Annotated in this window: 15 protein-coding genes; 5 read left to right on the forward strand and 10 right to left on the reverse strand. The window is 39.6% G+C overall.

Annotated features, from left to right (window positions below; all coding sequences use genetic code 11):
* Positions 1-15: 15 nt before the first annotated feature.
* From artM to INT04_RS00195, 6 genes are all read right to left on the reverse strand, one after another.
* Positions 16-684, reverse strand: coding sequence for an arginine ABC transporter permease ArtM (artM, locus tag INT04_RS00170; protein ID WP_193014165.1), 669 nt, complete (start codon positions 682-684; stop codon positions 16-18).
* Positions 684-1,388 carry an arginine ABC transporter permease ArtQ gene (gene artQ, locus INT04_RS00175; RefSeq protein ID WP_193014166.1) on the reverse strand — a complete coding sequence of 235 codons (705 nt, stop codon included), beginning with the start codon at positions 1,386-1,388 and terminating at the stop codon, positions 684-686. Before artQ ends, artM begins: the two co-directional genes overlap by 1 nt.
* Positions 1,389-1,405: 17 nt before the next feature.
* On the reverse strand, positions 1,406-2,140 hold the full coding sequence (artJ, locus tag INT04_RS00180; RefSeq protein WP_193014167.1) for an arginine ABC transporter substrate-binding protein: 735 nt from the start codon (positions 2,138-2,140) through the stop codon (positions 1,406-1,408).
* Positions 2,141-2,154: 14 nt separating this feature from the next.
* Complete coding sequence (gene artP, locus INT04_RS00185; RefSeq protein WP_193014168.1) at positions 2,155-2,883, reverse strand: arginine ABC transporter ATP-binding protein ArtP; 729 nt, start codon at positions 2,881-2,883, stop codon at positions 2,155-2,157.
* Between the two features lie 115 nt (positions 2,884-2,998).
* Positions 2,999-4,453, reverse strand: a complete 1,455-nt coding sequence (locus tag INT04_RS00190; RefSeq protein WP_193014169.1) for a DUF2867 domain-containing protein — start codon at positions 4,451-4,453, stop codon at positions 2,999-3,001.
* A 52-nt stretch (positions 4,454-4,505) separates the two neighbouring features.
* Positions 4,506-5,408, reverse strand: a complete 903-nt coding sequence (locus INT04_RS00195; RefSeq protein WP_193014170.1) for a lysine exporter LysO family protein — start codon at positions 5,406-5,408, stop codon at positions 4,506-4,508.
* Between the two features lie 355 nt (positions 5,409-5,763).
* Between INT04_RS00195 and INT04_RS00200 the strand changes: the two genes are divergently transcribed.
* The 3 genes from INT04_RS00200 to macB all read left to right on the forward strand — a co-directional run bounded on the left by INT04_RS00200 (position 5,764) and on the right by macB (position 10,616).
* On the forward strand, positions 5,764-7,437 hold the full coding sequence (locus INT04_RS00200) for an ATP-dependent nuclease (RefSeq protein WP_193014171.1): 1,674 nt from the start codon (positions 5,764-5,766) through the stop codon (positions 7,435-7,437).
* A gap of 123 nt (positions 7,438-7,560) precedes the next feature.
* A complete protein-coding gene (gene macA / locus INT04_RS00205; RefSeq protein ID WP_193014172.1) occupies positions 7,561-8,670 on the forward strand; it encodes a macrolide transporter subunit MacA in 1,110 nt (369 codons plus the stop codon).
* Positions 8,670-10,616 (forward strand): macrolide ABC transporter ATP-binding protein/permease MacB, encoded by a 1,947-nt coding sequence (macB, locus tag INT04_RS00210; RefSeq protein WP_193014173.1) that lies wholly within the window; start codon positions 8,670-8,672, stop codon positions 10,614-10,616. The genes macA and macB overlap by 1 nt, the downstream gene beginning before the upstream one ends.
* A gap of 137 nt (positions 10,617-10,753) precedes the next feature.
* Here macB and cspD read toward each other — a convergent pair whose 3' ends face one another.
* A complete protein-coding gene (cspD, locus tag INT04_RS00215; protein ID WP_193014174.1) occupies positions 10,754-10,963 on the reverse strand; it encodes a cold shock domain-containing protein CspD in 210 nt (69 codons plus the stop codon).
* A 289-nt stretch (positions 10,964-11,252) separates the two neighbouring features.
* On the opposite strand from cspD, the gene clpS reads away from it, so the two are divergent.
* Positions 11,253-11,567: an ATP-dependent Clp protease adapter ClpS gene (gene clpS, locus INT04_RS00220; protein WP_193014175.1), complete on the forward strand. Its 315-nt coding sequence runs from the start codon at positions 11,253-11,255 to the stop codon at positions 11,565-11,567.
* 30 nt (positions 11,568-11,597) lie between these two features.
* The gene (gene clpA, locus INT04_RS00225; RefSeq protein WP_193014176.1) at positions 11,598-13,889 is read left to right on the forward strand and encodes an ATP-dependent Clp protease ATP-binding subunit ClpA; all 2,292 of its coding nucleotides are present in this window, start codon (positions 11,598-11,600) and stop codon (positions 13,887-13,889) included.
* A 120-nt stretch (positions 13,890-14,009) separates the two neighbouring features.
* Here clpA and infA read toward each other — a convergent pair whose 3' ends face one another.
* From infA to cydC, 3 genes are all read right to left on the reverse strand, one after another.
* Positions 14,010-14,228, reverse strand: a complete 219-nt coding sequence (infA, locus tag INT04_RS00230; RefSeq protein ID WP_004244560.1) for a translation initiation factor IF-1 — start codon at positions 14,226-14,228, stop codon at positions 14,010-14,012.
* Positions 14,229-14,565: 337 nt separating this feature from the next.
* A complete protein-coding gene (gene aat / locus INT04_RS00235) occupies positions 14,566-15,258 on the reverse strand; it encodes a leucyl/phenylalanyl-tRNA--protein transferase (protein WP_193014177.1) in 693 nt (230 codons plus the stop codon).
* A gap of 1 nt (position 15,259) precedes the next feature.
* Entirely contained in the window at positions 15,260-17,011 is a 1,752-nt protein-coding gene (gene cydC / locus INT04_RS00240; RefSeq protein ID WP_193014178.1) for a heme ABC transporter ATP-binding protein/permease CydC, read from the reverse strand.
* Positions 17,012-17,013: the final 2 nt, after the last annotated feature.

The following is a 17,013-nucleotide window of genomic DNA, read 5'->3' on the forward strand; positions in this document are numbered from 1 at the left end:
TTTATTAGCAATTATTTAATTGCGGTGTTCAAACTCTAAAGCTTTCTTCTCAATTAAACGCATTAAGAGTGTCAGTATTCCGTTGATGCCTAAATAGATAATGCCTGCGGCAACAAATACCATCACGTCATAACTTTGGCCAAAGACTTGTCGGCTATACCCTGTTAATTCAAGTAGGGTGATCGTACTGGCAAGTGAGGTACTTTTAAATATCAATACAACTTCATTTGAATAGGATGAAAGTGCACGTTTAAAGGCATAAGGTAATATTACCCTTGCTGTTTGTACCGGCGACATTCCTAATGCTTGACAAGATTGCCATTGCCCTGCGGGAATAGCTCTTACTGCACCATAGAAAAGTAAGGTTGAATAAGCGGCACTATTTAATGCTAATGTGACCATCGCACAAAACCAAGGTGTTGATAATAACTCCCAAATCAAAGGGAATTTTTGCAACGCAGGAAATTGTCCAGGCCCATAATAGATTAAGAAAAACTGTACTAATAAAGGAGTGCCTGTGAATAAGGTAATATATGCTTTTACAATTTGGGTAATTACTGGGGTTTTTAATGCCAAAATAAAGGTCATTAAAACGGAGAGTGTAAATGCCACCAATAGAGCCACTAACGTTAATGACAGGCTTGTTGGTAACCCCGGTAAAATATCAACAATATAATCCCACATTATGAGGCACTCCGTTCAAATCGAGTCGTTCTCATGTCTAACCATTTCAGGATATATTGACTGACCAGCGTAATTGCCAAATAAATTAATGCAACAATGCTATACCAGGTAAAAGGTTCTTGGGTTCTATTAGCGATACTTTGTGTTTGTAGCATTAAATCGTTAACACTGATTAATGACACTAACGCGGTATCTTTTAATAAAACTAACCACTGATTCCCCAAACCAGGTAAAGCATGACGCCACATTTGAGGCATAATAAAGCGGAAGAATATCGTGACACGCCCCATACCTAGTGCCTGACCAGCTTCCCATTGCCCGGTTGGTACGGCTTTTAATGCGCCTCGCAAGGTTTGTGATGCATAAGAAGCGTAAAGGAGTGAAAGGGCGATAACACCGCAATAGAAGGGTAATGATTCAGTATCACCAAAATCAATTTGCAAGGTGAAAAAACCTAATTCAATACCATCCATTAACATCATGACGCCTTGTAGGGTGCCATAATAGACAAAAAGAACCACCAGCATTTCTGGTAGTCCTCTAATTAGTGTTACCCAGCATATTCCTAAGAAAGCAAAGGCTTTCCATCTCGCGGATTCCCAAGCCGTAAACAGCATGGCAAGAACTAATCCGATGATAAGAGCAGAAATAGCAAGTGAGACCGTTGTAACGGCCGCACCTGCTAGAGTTGTTATTTCATTCATTTATTAAGCTATTATTGTTATTCAAACCATTTTTTATAAATGACATCATAGGTGCCATCAGCTTTTACTTCAGCTAATGCTTTGTTTAATTTATCTTGTAAATCAGCATTACCTTTTCTTACGGCAATCGCAAGACCTGTACCAAAATAGTTAGGATCTGCAACTTTGTCGCCTACAATACCTAATTCAGGATTCTTTTTCAGCCATTCATTGACAACTGCTGTGTCACCAAAGATAGCTTCGATACGACCATTTTTAAGATCTAATACCGCATTTTGGTAACTATCATAAGGAACTGTTTTCATCTCTTTATGTTGTTCATTGATGAATTTCTGATGGGTTGTCCCATTTTGTACACCAATTTGTTTGCCTTTTAAGCTAGCAACATCGGAAATTTTACCTGTTACAGTGATAAATACTGCTGAGTTATCGTAGTAAGAGTCTGTGAAATCAACTTGTTTTTGACGCTCTGGCGTAATATCAATACCTGCCATTAAGGCTTCAAAACGACGAAATTTCAAGCTAGGAATTAAACTATCAAATGATTGATTGGTAAAGGTACAATCAGCATTAATTTTTGCACACATAGCATTGGCTAAATCAACATCAAATCCTACGATTTGATTATTTGCATCAATCATTTCAAAAGGAGGATAAGTGGCTTCAGTTGCAAAACGGATTGTCTCTTTCTCAGCCGCAGTAGCAGAAAATGTAATACTGGTCAGAAGTGCTGCAAATAATATTTTTTTCATTGTCTGATCCCGATTTAGTGTGACAAGTAATTAGCAAAAGCTTCCGTTTGTGGAGCCGTGAAACGATAGTTATCGCCTTGCTCTATAATACGGCCGTTTTCCATATATACAACTTTGCTCGCGGCTTTGCGTGCAATTTCAACTTCGTGGGTCACAATGACTTGTGTAATACCCGTCTCAGAAAGCTCTTTTATAATATCAACAACTTGAGCGGTAATTTCAGGATCTAATGCTGCCGTTGGTTCATCAAATAAGAGAACTTGAGGCTCCATCATTAATGCTCTTGCAATAGCTACACGCTGTTGTTGTCCACCTGATAAATGTAGCGGAAAGCGTCCTGCGTAATCACTTAAACGTAAACGCTCAAGTAATTTCATGCCTTTTTCTTTAGCCTGTGGTTTTGATAAACCTAATACACGACAAGGTGCTTCAATTAAGTTATCAAGAACCGTCAAATGTGGCCATAGATTATACTGCTGAAATACCATACCTACATTTTGGCGTAATGAACGAATCGCTTTTGCATTAGGCTGTTGGCTAAAGTCAAAATGCAGACCCGCAATGTCTAATTCGCCTGACCGTGGCATTTCTAATAAATTAAGAACTCTCATTAGTGAGCTCTTGCCTGCACCACTTGGTCCTAGTAGAACCATTGTTTCGCCAGCAGAGCATTCTAGATTAATATCATAGAGTGCTTGGTGCGAACCGTAGAAACAATTTATATTTTTTAATTGAATACTCATGCGTTTTTTCTGAATAGTCATTAACTGGTTCAAATAATAAAACGATAAGAATAATTATGCAACTAAAACTGCATAATAAAGTGGTTTTTTTACGTAAAAATGAGTAGTTCAGCCATTACCTTTCACTTTTAGGTGAATTTTTATCCAGTTTATAAGCGTTAATACTTATCGTTTTAGCCATGCCCTTGAAAATAAATAAGTGCGCAGGCATCATGGCAAACCAATAAAGTAATCCACTAAATCCAGCAGGGTGCCACCAAGCACGAACATCGATTGAACGAAGATGTCCACTATCATGGATCGTGAAAGAAAGGCGTCCTAATCCAGGAGCCTTCATTCCAAATAATAACGTGAGCTGTTTTTCAGGTTCTAGCTTGATCACTCGCCAACCATCAATCATGTCGCCAAGTTCTAATGTGTCTCGAGGAGGCCGACCATAAGTGACTTTATTTCCAACAATATCATCCATAATAGCCCGCGTTTTCCATAGAGCATTACCATAAAAGTAACCTTGTTCACCGCCGATTTGTTGGACGGTATGCCAAAGTGATGCCGCACTAGCCGGTGTTGATAAGGTACAACCTGCATTTTTAGGATAATAACCATAACCGGGTTTCCAACGATTGCGTACAGCAGAAGAGTAACCCCAATCTTGATTATCTAAAGCGGCTTCTTCATCTGCTAATGTTTCTCTGACGGCATCATCAAATTTAATTAAGGTTTGAGGAATAAGTTTGCGTAATGGCTCATCATTGGCAGGAAGATCATGTTTAAGCCCTTGAATAAGCTCTTTGGCAATAGAGGTGGGTACTGAGGTTATTAGGCTAATAAATCCCGCGGAAATGATACTGGCTGGCATTGGTAACGGGATCAATACCCGTTTTTTACCTGAAATTTTAATAAAGCGCTCAAAAAGAGTTTGATAGCTAATATATTCGGGGCCACCAGCATCAAAAATACGATGTTGATGTGTGGGATGATGGATAATTTCTGTTAAATAGTGAATTAAGTTTTTTAAGGCAATAGGGGAAGATTTTGAACGAACCCAGCGCGGAGGTGTAAGAATAGGGAGGTTATAAACCATATCACGCATAATTTCAAAGGCGGCAGAACCGGGGCCGACAATCATTGAGGTACGAATTTCAGTCACAGGGATCGCGCTTGTTCTTAATACTTCACCCGTGAGTTTTCGGGCAATAAGATGAGGCGAGTATTGCTGATCTTCATGTTGTAATGCACTTAAAAAGATAATTTGTTTAACTTCTGTGCCTTCTAATGCTTCCACAACATTAATTGCTGCTTTACGCTCTTGCTCAACTAAATTATGTGCATCGCCCATGCTATGAACAAGGTAGTACACGATATCCGTATTGTGCATTATCTTGTTTAAGGTTTCTGGGGTATGTAAATCCACAAAGATACAGCGTGTATTTTCCCAACCTTGAGACATCATCCAGTCAACTCTTCGTGCTCCTGCTGTGACCTGATGGCCTTGCTTTATCAGCGCTGGAATAAGATTTTGACCAATATGCCCACTTGCGCCAAGTACTAATACACGTTGTTGATTCATTGTTAATCCACTGTAAAAAGAGAACGTTATCGTTCTATTGTTACTGATTTTTCTATGAAGTAAAGAAAGCCATCAATATTGGTGTGATTAAACTTAACACGAATCCATGCACAATAGCGGCAGGCACGATAGCAACACCGCCACTTCGTTGTAAAACGGGTAACGTAAAGTCCATGGAGGTTGAGCCACAAATCCCTAATGCGGTGTTTCTATAACGATTAACAATAATAGGAATAAGCATGATCGCCGCTAATTCTCGCATTAAATCATTAAAGAAAGCGGTACTACCAATAACAGGGCCAAAAGCATCTGTGAGTACAATTCCTGATAAAGAGTACCAACCATAACCTGATGCGATTGCTAATCCCATTTTCATTGGCAATCCCAATAAATAAGCGGCTAACGCACCCCCCGCAAGTGCACTGATACCCATCACAACGGCAATGGTTGTGCCACGGCGATTGATGAAAATTTGTTTAGGGCTCATTCCACTATTACGTAATTGTAAGCCAACTAGCCAAAGTAAAAAGATAAGGGCGCCTTGGCTGGCATGAGACGCATAATGGAAAATAGACCAGCCGGTTAAACCAATAAAAAAACCAATAACGACGACACCACAAAGTTGTAATGACTCAAGCACCATTTTTATACGTGATGGCGGTTTAGATTGCTTATGCGCAGGGACATGCCAAGGATCTTTTTTATCCAGTAACCATAAAAACAGTAAATTTGCACCGAAAGTGCATAAAAAGAAAACGCTGGCATAAGCGAGAATAGAGACTAAGTTTTCACCAATATTATCTAACATGGCTAAACTGACGCCCATCAGAAAGAGGATAACGTAAACCATCGCACTGAGTAGGCGGTTTGCCAGATGAAGCAATGGGCGATTGTTTAACTTAATCAAATACCCTACAAAAAGCGGAAGTAGGATAATCAATAATCCTGATAGCATTTCTATTCCTTACTGAACTGAGTGTGCTCAAATTATAAAATAAACTAATAACGTAAGATGGATTATAACATTTACTTATGATGTTGTGGATGTGGATATAGAAACTAAGAATAAGTCTAAAAATTTTATTGAAAGGCAAAGAGCCTAGCACGTTTGGATTTAAGAGGCTTTAATTGTTTGAAATACGTACTAATAGGGTATATATCGAATAGTTGAGTAAATTTTATTACGGTTATCTTTAACTGTGATTTAATGAAATCATTCATTAAGTTAAATTATTGGCTGATTAAGCATAAAATTAAGACGGAAATTATAAAATAAAATCATAGCTTAGTCGTAACTAACGAGGGAATTTATGTATTTAGAAAGAGTGGAAATAGTTGGATTCCGTGGACTTAATCGTCTTTCATTACCTCTTGATATGAATACAGTTTTAGTGGGTGAAAATGCGTGGGGTAAAAGCTCATTACTTGATGCGTTAACACTCAGTTTGGGTATTGAGACCTATCAATATGCATTTACACCTGATGATTTCCATCGTCTGCCAAATGAGCCTGAAAATGGTAAAAAAAGCCTGCAAATTATTTTAACGTTTACTGAATCTCGTCCTGGTCGTCATCGCTCTTATCGCTTCCATAAGCTAAAGCCAGTATGGGTTGAAAATGGAGATGAACTTAAGCACATTTATTATCGTATTAGTGCTGAATTGGATGAGCAGAAAAATGTAAAAACGTTCCGTTATTTTCTTGATAAAGAAGGAAAGCAAGTTCGCTTACCTAATGGGCAAACACAAGACATTATTGCTGAATTGGTGAGGCTTTATCCTGTACTGCGTTTACAAGATGCGCGTTTTGTTCGTAATCTTGCCACTGAAATGATTGATCCTCACAATAAGCCTCATCGCGAAGCATTTAATAATAAGATGAGTGAACTGACCAAAGCCTTAGTGAACAATCCTGACGAGTTGTCTGATGATGATTTACGGGAAGGTTTAGATGCTATGCAGCAATTACTTGGGCACTATTTTGCGGATCACGGTTCGTTGTTGTTTAAATCACGATCTCGTCATCGCAAAGTCAATGAACCGCATGTGCGAGGATGGCATGCATTAGAAAGCATTAATAAAGTATTGGCAAAGCCCAATCAACGAAATATTCGATTAATTATTTTAGGTATGTTTTCCTCGATATTGCAGTCGCGAGGCAGTATTGCATTAGATCCTTACGCCAGACCTATTGTTATTGTTGAAAACCCAGAAACTCGTTTACATCCTATTATGCTGTCGGTGGCTTGGGGATTACTCAACCTTTTCTCCTTACAACGAATTACAACGACAAACTCAGGTGAATTACTTTCATTAGCGCCATTACAGAGCGTTTGCCGTTTAGTGCGTGATACTGACAAAGTGGCTGCTTATCGTGTCGGCAATCAGCAATTGCAGTCTGATGAAGAACGACGTATCTCATTTCACATTCGTTATAACCGACCCTCCGCACTTTTTGCTCGTTGTTGGTTATTAGTTGAAGGTGAAACCGAAATTTGGTTAATGAATGAATTAGCAAGACAATGTAATTATTTCTTCGAGGCCGAAGGTATAAAAGTTATCGAATTTGCACAATGTGGGCTTAAGCCATTATTAAAGTACGCAACATATATGGGCATAGAATGGCACACCTTAGTGGATGGCGATGAAGCGGGTAAAAAGTATGCTGCAACCGTCAAGGATTTTGCATTGAGAAGTAACGATGCTGAGCGCGATCGATTAACGAAACTTCCTGCGTTAGATATGGAACATTTCTTATACAAAGAAGGTTTTCGTAATGTATATCATGATATTGCGGGAGTTCCTGATAATGAAAAATGGCCAACACGGCGCGTGATTATTAAAGCAATTCAACGTTCATCAAAGCCTGATCTTGCACTAACAGTGGCTAACAATGCGGCTCAACGAGGAGTAGATTCCATCCCTTCCATACTGAAAAGTATGTTTTCTCGTGTTGCATGGCTGGCAAGAGGTAAGGCCAATTAAGTCGTTATAGCAAGCAAGATAAATTCACAGAATTAATGCAAGTTTTATTGAGCGGTGATTGTTAAACCTCATCGCTAAAATTTTTATGGTGTATTAAGTCGTTATGTTTAAGAAGGATATTTTATGGCTTTTTTATCTTTAAAAAAGCAAGGGAAAGTGATTACCCTTATTTTGATTATCGCAGCAATTGCTGCCTATTTTTTTTGGCCCAAAGAGAATTTACCTGCCTATCAAACACAGATGATTACTCGAGGTGAACTTTCAAAAGAAGTCACTGCAACGGGTAAGCTTGATGCTGTTCGTAAAGTCGATGTCGGTGCACAGGTCAGTGGTCAATTACAAACCTTGTTTGTAAAAGAGGGGGACACGGTTAAAAAAGGCGATTTATTAGCTATTATTGATCCTAAAAAAGCACAAAATGATGTCATTGAGTCGCAAGAAACAGATAACGAACTTAGAGCCAATCTTCAGCAAGCTCAAGCTGAATTACGTTTAGCGCAATTAACCTACCAGCGTCAATTAAAGCTAATCGGTACTCATGCGATTGCACAAGATGAGCTAGATCGGACGAAAACTGATGTTGATGTTAAAAAAGCGCGCATCATCACCTATCAAGCACAAATTAAAAAGAACCAAGCAACGTTAGATACGGCAAAAACGAATCTTCAATATACCCGTATAACGGCGCCAATGGATGGCGTAGTGACTTTTATTAAAACGCTTGAAGGCCAAACCGTGATAGCAGCACAAGAAGCGCCGACGATCCTAACCTTGGCAGATTTAGATACGATGTTGGTTAAAGCAGAAGTATCAGAAGCGGATGTTATCTATCTAAAACCTGATCTTAGTGCCTCATTTACCGTTTTAGGAGCACCAGATAAAGCCTTTAGCGGTAAGTTAAAAGATATTTTACCAACGCCTGAAAAAATTAATGATGCTATTTTTTATTATGCACGTTTTGAAGTCCCTAATGATCAGCATTTATTACGACTACAAATGACTGCTCAAGTTAAAATTCTACTTGAGAATAAGAAAGATATCCTTTTAGTTCCCCTTTCTGTGTTAGGTGATGATGCAGGGATTAACGAATATTACGTTGAAGTGCTTGTTAATGGTCAACCTGAAAAGCGTACGGTAAAAATTGGTATGCGTACCGATGTTTATGCAGAAGTGCTCAGCGGATTAAAGGAAAACGATGAGGTTATTCTGGGTGAGACATCAGGAGAAGCATAATGTCAGCATTATTAGAACTTAATGACGTTAGCCGCTCATATACCAATGGTGAAGAAGAAACGATTGTTCTTAATAAAGTTTCATTAACGATTAATGCAGGCGAGATGGTCGCTATTATGGGCGCTTCGGGCTCAGGTAAATCGACCTTAATGAATATATTGGGATGTTTAGATAAACCCAGTCACGGCGAATATAAAGTGGCGGGGCAAAGCGTTGCTAAAATGGAAAGCGATCAACTTGCGGCATTACGCCGTGAGCATTTTGGTTTTATTTTTCAACGTTATCATCTTATGGCTCATTTAAGTGCAGAGCAAAATGTAGAGATCCCCGCGATTTACGCAGATAAGAATGCGACACAACGTAAAGAAAGGGCGCGCGAATTATTAACACGCTTAGGGTTAGGTGATCGCGTAGATTATCGGCCTAATCAGCTCTCTGGAGGGCAACAACAGCGTGTGAGCATTGCTAGGGCGTTGATGAATGGGGGGGAAGTCATTCTTGCTGATGAACCTACAGGAGCATTAGATAGTCATTCAGGTAAAGAGGTGATGGCTATCTTGAAACAATTAAATGAACAAGGGCACACGGTTATTATTGTTACCCATGATCCTTTAATTTCCGCGCAAGCTGAGCGAATTATAGAAATAAAAGACGGTAAAATTATCAATGATAATCGTCATCAAGCCACGGTAAATAAAGTCAAAAAAGAAGCAACGACAGTGTTAACCTCTTCTTATTTAGGACAAGTTATTGGTCGCTTTACCCAAGCATTAGATATGGCTTGGCGTGCCATGGTTGTCAATAAAATACGTACATTGCTCACTATGCTGGGCATTATTATTGGAATTGCTTCTGTCGTAACAATAATCGTAATCGGTGATGCGGCAAAAAGTATGGTGCTCGCAGATATTAAAGCCATTGGCTCTAATACGATTGATATTTATCCCGGAAAAGATTTTGGCAGTGATTCTCCAGAAGATAGGCAATCATTAACATTACAAGATGTTTTTGCCTTAAAACAGCAGTCCTATGTGCAAGCAGTAACACCACAAGTGCAATTTGCTACACGATTACGCCGTGGAAATCAGGACTCGCCTGCTTCTGTTGCAGGCGTAAGTGATGACTATTTCACTGTGTATGCCATGAAATTTTCTCAAGGTCGCTCATTTACCCCTGATATGATCCAACGGCAAGCGCAAGTTGTGGTGATCGATGAAAATACGCGACACCGTTTTTTTCCTAATAAAAAAGCGGTGATTGGTGAACAAATTATTATTCGAAATATACCTTCTACGATTGTTGGGGTGATTGCAGAAAAAAAATCGGCTTTTGGTAATGGACAATCGCTTAGGGTGTGGGTGCCTTATAGCACATTAAATAGCCGTATTTTAAATCGAGCCTATCTTGATAGCATTACGGTTAGGGTGATAGAAGGCTATGATGCCAGTATTGCAGAGCAACAAATGATCCGTTTACTGACGATAAGGCATGGTAAGAAAGATGTTTTTACTTATAACCTTGATAGCTTTATTAAAGCTGCCGAAAGCACCACACAAACAATGCAGCTATTTCTCACTTTAGTGGCTGTTATTTCGTTGGTGGTTGGTGGCATTGGCGTTATGAATATTATGTTGGTTTCGGTAACGGAGAGAACCCGAGAAATCGGTATTAGAATGGCCGTGGGTGCTAGAGCCAGTGATGTGATGCAACAGTTTCTTATTGAGTCTGTATTGGTGTGTTTAGTCGGTGGACTATTAGGAATAGGCCTTTCATTTGGTATTGCGATGATAGCCAGCGCGATGTTGCCTGATTGGCAATTTGTTTTCCAACCTATTGCATTGATCAGTGCCTTTGCATGTTCTACTGCAATTGGGGTTATTTTTGGATTTTTACCTGCAAGAAGTGCGGCAAAAATGAATCCCATAGATGCATTAGCACGAGAGTAATTCAAACAGTAAGATAAAAGCCCTTCACCATAAAGGGCTTTTATTTGAATGAATTAGGCTTCATATTTAGCTGAAATAGCAAGCTTATTGAGTAAAAGGTATTTGTACTAAAATTTACCTATACGGTCATTTATCCTCTATTCAATAATAGGAATGATAAGGTCTGCATGATCACCTTTAGGTCCTTTTATCGTGCTATAATTAACTATCTGCCCCGCTTTAAGTGTGCGGTAGCCTTCCATTCTAATTGTTGAATAATGGGCAAAAATATCTTCGCCACCTTTTGCTGGGGTAATAAAACCAAAGCCCTTAGCATTATTGAACCATTTTACTGTACCTGTCTCCATACTTAGCTTCTCTCATATACTTATATTTATTTGTTTAACATTACCTTCAGTATATTTACTGAGCTGTTCATAAAACATACTCTATTTTATTGTTTAAGTCGTCAAGAGGTGAAAGGGATAGAATGTGTTTCAATGAGGTGAAATTTTGATGTAGCTAACGCTTTGTTATTTATTTGAGTGTAAAAAGAGGGAATAAAAAAGCGTTGATAGGCAGACTTTCCTGTGAGATGGTAAACTAAATGTCATAATTGAATATGATGTTTAATAAAATGATGAGTAATGCAAAACAATGGGTCAGTTTGATTTTTTAACAGAAACTACGCTAAGGGATGACGTTCATCAGGTCATTGAGCCACCATCGATGTATAAGGTGATCTTGAATAATGATGATTACACCCCCATGGATTTTGTTGTAGAAGTGCTTACGATGTATTTTTTCCTCAGCGAGGAAAAGGCCACGCAAATTATGTTGGACGTTCATCATAAAGGAAAGGGAGTTTGTGGGGTTTATAGTGCGGATATTGCTGAAACAAAAGTGGCTCAAGTTAATCTGTATGCGAGAGAAAACGAATATCCACTTTTATGTACTCTTGAACAAGCATGATCCGGTTAGTCTTTTAAGGAGGAGGTGCTTATGCTTAATCACGAATTAGAGCTGAGTCTTAATGTTGCATTCGCGAAAGCCCGTGATAACAGACACGAATTTATGACTGTAGAGCACCTGTTGTTGGCGCTATTAAGTAATAAATCGGCACGCGAAGCATTGGAAGCTTGTAAAGTCGATCTGGCGGTCTTACGTGAAGAACTTGATGTTTTTATTCGTAAAACAACCCCAATACTGCCTGAGAATGTAGACAGAGAAACACAGCCAACATTGAGTTTTCAACGCGTGTTACAGCGTGCTGTTTTTCATGTGCAATCATCAGGTAAAAATGAAGTCTCTGGCGCGAATGTGCTGGTGGCTATTTTTAGTGAACAAGAGTCTCACGCAGCTTATTTATTACGTAAACATGACGTTAGTCGTCTTGATGTGGTTAATTTTATTTCCCACGGTATTTCAAAGGAAGATCAACAAAACGATGATCTTTCTGACATGAATGAGATGAACGCACAATCTCAGCAAGAGATGCCTCAAGGTGACGATCATATGGATAATTTTACCACTAACCTTAATCAGTTAGCGCGCCAAGGTAAAATTGATCCCCTGATTGGGCGTCAAGCTGAGTTAGAAAGAACAATCCAAGTGTTATGCCGTCGTCGTAAAAACAATCCACTATTAGTGGGTGAATCAGGCGTAGGTAAAACGGCGATTGCAGAAGGCCTTGCATGGCGTATCGAGCAAGATGATGTTCCTGAGGTTATGAAAGGTTATACCATTTACTCACTGGATATTGGCTCATTACTTGCGGGCACAAAATACCGTGGTGATTTCGAGAAACGGTTTAAAGCGCTACTGAAAACCCTCGAAAAAGATGAGAAGAGTATCTTATTTATTGATGAAATCCACACCATTATTGGCGCAGGCGCAGCCTCGGGTGGACAAGTTGATGCTGCAAACTTAATTAAACCTCTCTTATCAGGCGGTCGGATCCGTGTGATAGGCTCTACAACGTATCAAGAGTTTAGTAATATCTTTGAAAAAGACAGAGCACTGGCTCGTCGTTTCCAAAAAATAGATGTCACTGAACCATCACCAGATGAAACAGTGTTAATCATTAAAGGATTGCGCCAAAAATATGAAGCGCACCACGATGTACGTTATACCAGTAAAGCGATTCAGGCTGCAGTTGATTTATCGGTTAAATACATCACTGATAGGCATCTACCTGATAAGGCGATAGATGTTATTGATGAAGCTGGTGCGAGAACACGTTTAGTTGCACCGAGCAAACGTAAGAAAACCATCAATGTCTCTGACATTGAAACGGTTGTGGCTAAAATTGCGCGTATTCCTGAGAAAACGGTTTCTAGCAGCGATAAATCGATGCTAAAAAACCTTGATAATCAATTAAAAATGCTGGTGTTTGGTCAAGATCAGGCGATTCATGCACTGTCTGAAGCCATTAAAATGAGTCGAGCAGGATTGAGCCAGGATAATAAACCTGTTGGTTCTTTCTTGTTTGCAGGCCCAACCGGTGTGGGTAAAACAGAAGTCACTGTGCAGTTAGCGAAAGCGTTGAATGTGAAATTACTGCGCTTTGATATGTCTGAATATATGGAAAGACATACGGTTAGTCGTTTAATTGGTGCACCTCCGGGTTATGTTGGTTTTGATCAAGGTGGATTGTTAACAGATGCCGTGATCAAAAATCCATATTCTGTGGTATTACTTGATGAAATTGAAAAAGCACATCCAGATGTGTTTAATATTCTATTACAAGTCATGGATAACGGTACATTAACGGATAACAATGGTCGCAAAGCGGATTTTCGCAATGTTATTTTAGTGATGACTACCAATGCGGGTGTGCGTGAAACGCAACGTAAATCTATCGGATTTACAGAGCAAGACAATAGCACTGATGCAATGGTTGAAATCAAAAAAGCCTTCTCACCTGAGTTCCGTAACCGTTTAGATAACATTATTTGGTTTAATGCATTATCGCCAGAAATTATCTCGATGGTTGTAGATAAATTTATTGTTGAACTACAAGCACAGTTAGACGATAAAGGGGTATCGCTGGAAGTGAGTCAAGAAGCACGCCAATGGCTGTGCGATAAGGGCTACGATAAAGCGATGGGCGCAAGACCAATGGCACGTGTTATTCAAGAGAATCTGAAAAAACCATTAGCCAATGAGATTTTATTTGGCTCTTTGATAAATGGCGGTTCAGTTTCTGTTACATTGGATAAACACGTAGGTAAGTTAGATTATGAGTTTTTAAGCCAAGAAAAGTTGGCTAAAAATGAAGATACCGTTATCTAAAGATAGCGGTTTTTAACTCAGCCATAAACGCATACACCACAGGTGAGCATTAATTAATGCCTTGCCTGTGGTGTTTTTTTCACCCGTTACATGACAATAGCGGGAGAGAACAGATTGGGATCAACGGCTACGGAAGATGATACGGCCTTTGCTCAGGTCATATGGGGTCAGCTCAACGGTAACCTTGTCGCCTGTCAGGATACGAATATAGTTTTTACGCATTTTTCCTGAAATATGAGCGGTAACGACGTGTCCGTTTTCTAATTCTACGCGGAACATCGTGTTTGGCAGAGTATCCAGTACAGTGCCTTGCATTTCAATGTTGTCTTCTTTGGCCATCTAATCCTCTAAGTTTTAATAACCATATTTTTTAAACGGCAAGATAATGCCGAAAATATTGTCCTATGTAAAGGAATGTTATTGGATAGCAAAGGTATCTACCTTGCTATTGTACTTAACATCCTTACCGTGACTCACGTTTTACTCAGCTAAAGCAACAGTAATAACAGAAGTCGTAATTCTTTAATTTGTGGTGTTTGTAACAATAAAGTAACAACACCCCCACCACATCATGGGTGTGCAGATAAATTTTTTGTATAAACCTTTTGTCCAAATGACAGAATGATATTCTTGATTCTGTCGTCAATAAGAAGGGCTTTACAAAAATAAGCTGTGATTATAATTCCAACGATTGCTGATACCAACACTTTTTATCAATAATCACTTTTTTCCAACGAGATAATGCAACTAAATATTGTTCACGCGAAATCTCTGTGGCGCCTAACGAGGCAGTATGAGAGTTTAGCACCTGACAATCAAATAGTTGACCCCCATAACGAAGAAAATGGTTATAAAAGGCAATAAAGGCACATTTAGAAGCGTTATCACGACGACTAAACATCGATTCACCACAGAAAACAGCACCGATATTAACGCCGTATAACCCACCGACTAATTCGTTACCTTCCCACACCTCAACAGAGTGTGCTTCACCTTGTTGATAAAGCGCCTCATAACCTGCTTTGATATCAGGGCCTATCCATGTTCCTTCATCACGAATAGAACAGGACTCTATAACAGAGCTAAAGGCATGGTTTAACGTTATCTTATAGGGCTGTTTACGTAAAAATTTATGCAAACTACGGCCTATATGCAACGACCCTATAGGTAATACAGCCCTAGGATCTGGAGACCACCATAACGGTTCTTCATTAGGAAAGTACCAAGGGAAAATACCCGATTGGTACGCAACACGCAATCGGGAAAGGGAGATTTCTCCCCCTATCGCTAATAACCCATTAGGCTCTTTTAGTGCTAAATGAGGTTCTGGAAAATCTAACTCATTGTTATCTAATTGAAATAAAGGCATGTTATGCCTCGTGAGACGGTGTTAATAGAGCCTGCCTTTGGTGAAATTTAGCATAATGCCCTTGTTGTTGTAATAACGAAGCATGTGTACCCGTTTCAACAATTTTTCCGTTATCCATAACGCAAATTTTATCCATTTTATCTAAACCGTGAAGTCGGTGAGTGATCATTAATACGGTTTTGTTCTGACAATGCTGATGTAAGAGTGCAAGGATCTGTTGCTCAGTATCGGCATCAAGGCCTTCTGTCGGCTCATCAAGCAATACAAGTGGCGCATTATGGAGTAGAGCTCTTGCTAGTCCTAAACGTCGCTGTTCGCCACCTGAGAGCTGTCTGCCACCATCGCCCATCCATGCATTTAAGCCTTCCTCATTCTCCAGTAATTGTTCAAGCCCAACTCGCTGAAGAACGTGGTTTAGTTCGTCATCCGTTGCATCTTCTTTTGCCATAATTAAATTTTCTCTTAATGTATGGCTAAAAACGTGAACACGTTGAGGAACCACAGACATCATTGAACGCAATGTGGCTTCATCATAATCAGCAAGTGGTGAATTATTTAAGGTGATAGTACCGAGAGTCGGGTTAAAAGCACGGTTTACCAACTGTAATAATGTTGATTTACCGCAACCCGTTTTACCTAATAATGCAATGTGTTGTCCAGACTCGATGCTTAAGTTGACATGATTAATAACTTGCATAGGTTGGGAAGGGTAAGTAAAGCAAATATTATGCAGGGTAAGCGAAGCACTATTTTTCACTTCTCCCCCTTTTTCAGGGAATGTAACATCTGGCTTTTGCTCAATTAAATGAGAAATACGCGTCGCTGATGTCATCACTTGGCCTAAATGTTGGAAAGCAACAGTGACAGGAGCTAAAGACTCAAAAGCGGCTAATGCACAGAAAGTAAATAATGCAATTAAGGCTTCAGGCATAAAACTATGCTCAATTCCTCCAGCGGCTAGCCATAAAATTAATGTCGCGGTTAATCCTGACGCAAGGATCATCAATGATTGCGATAAGCCAGTTAAGTTTGCTTGTTGTGCTTGTCTGCGTAACCATTTAGCTTCAACTTGCGCTAAGGTTTGTCTAAAGCGGGGTAACGCACCAAAAACAGTCAGTTCTGCTTGTCCTTGCAACATGCTGGTTAATACTGTGCGATATTGACCGCGTAAATTAGTTAGATCACGACCAATAGGTTTACCTGCATAATAGAATACAAAAGGTAAAACAATCAGTAAGGTGAGCATAATGCCACCCAACGTATTGGCTAAACGTGCATCAATTAATCCAAGCCCAAACATAATCATCATAATGACGACAAAGGCGGAAATAATAGGTGAAATAACACGAATATAGAGGTGATCGAGGGTTTCAACATCAGCCACTAAACGGTTAAGTAACTCCCCTTGACGAAAGCGAGCAATGCCCCCAGGGGATAGTGGTAAGATCTTTTTAAAGGTAAATACACGTAAGTGTGATAAGACGCGAAATGTTGCATCATGACTGACCAGTCTTTCAAAATAACGACCCGCAGTACGAAATATTGCCGCACCACGAACACCTGCAGCAGGAAGCATATAGTTAAAACTATAAATGCCGGCAAAACCGGCGAGAGATGTGCCTGCTAAAAACCAACCTGATAATGTTAAAAGACCAATGCTGGCAAGCAACGTGAGAATAGCCAGAATAATACCCAGCAAGAGCATAAACCAGTGGCGGCGATAGAGCGCAAGAAAAGGAAGCAATACTCTCATGA

The sequence above is a fragment of the Proteus sp. FME41 genome, assembly GCF_014897315.1.
Lineage (GTDB): Bacteria > Pseudomonadota > Gammaproteobacteria > Enterobacterales > Enterobacteriaceae > Proteus.